Annotated in this window: 1 protein-coding gene and 1 pseudogene; both read left to right on the top strand. The window is 61.5% G+C overall.

What is annotated here, in order from left to right; all coding sequences use genetic code 11:
* Nucleotides 1-171: 171 nt before the first annotated feature.
* Nucleotides 172-579, top strand: coding sequence for a hypothetical protein (locus EOD07_RS36125; protein ID WP_040981582.1), 408 nt, complete (start codon nt 172-174; stop codon nt 577-579).
* Between the two features lie 48 nt (nt 580-627).
* A pseudogene (locus tag EOD07_RS36120) lies at nt 628-821 on the top strand (aminotransferase); the annotation flags it as partial.

Raw genomic sequence — 821 nt, 5'->3', positions numbered from 1 at the left:
TCCTTCACCAGATATTGCTCGATGGCCGAAGGTCCGCCATTTTCCGCTTTGTCCGAATCGGGAGCTTTGGACATGGTTCGCGGGGTTCCTCCCGGAGCGTTTTCTTGACATATTACCATGGGACATCTGACCGGGTCCAATTCGCTGTAACCCGGCTGCCAGGAAAACAATATGACGATTAATGTTGGCGGGACTTTTTTTCTCAGGCCGGGTTCGATTTGCCGCACGGCCGCCGTGGCGGGTCTGCTCGGCGTGCTGCTGCCCGCCGGCGGCTGCACAAGCACCAGCCCGAACAATGCGGCGCCGACGGCCCTGACCGAAGGCCCGAAGGACACCGGCTCCTATCCAAATCTCAACATCCCGCCGCAGGTGGCCGCCAAGCAATTCACCAAGGAGGAGACCGCGGCGAACCTCGCCCAGCTCAAGGCCGAGCAGCAGGCGCAGGCCGCCAAGGGCGGCAGCGTCAAGGCGCCGACGAATTCCGCGGCGCTCAAGACGCTTGCCAAGACGCATGGCGACGACACGCTGAAGCAGATCGAGGGCAAATGCGACCCGACCCTCGACCCTAACTGCAATTAGGTTTATATCGCGCGCCGAAAGCGCCCCCTTCGATCGTCTGGAACTGAAATGGAAGAATTTCACAAGGTCCGCCGGCTTCCGCCTTACGTGTTCGAGCAGGTCAATCGGCTGAAGGCCAGCGCCCGCTCGCGCGGCGCCGACATCATCGACCTTGGCATGGGCAATCCGGACCTGCCGACGCCGAAGGCCATCGTCGACAAATTATGCGAAGTGGTGCGCGATCCGCGCACGCATCGCTATTC

Source organism: Mesorhizobium sp. M2C.T.Ca.TU.002.02.1.1, assembly GCF_003997225.1.
Note: the sequence above shows the minus strand (reverse complement) of the source record. Positions and strands in the feature narration are given on the sequence as shown.

Coding starts and splice junctions, on each gene's coding strand:
- EOD07_RS36125 (WP_040981582.1), top strand. CDS start 172: ATGACGATTAATGTTGGCGGGACTTTTTTTCTCAGGCCGGGTTCGATT.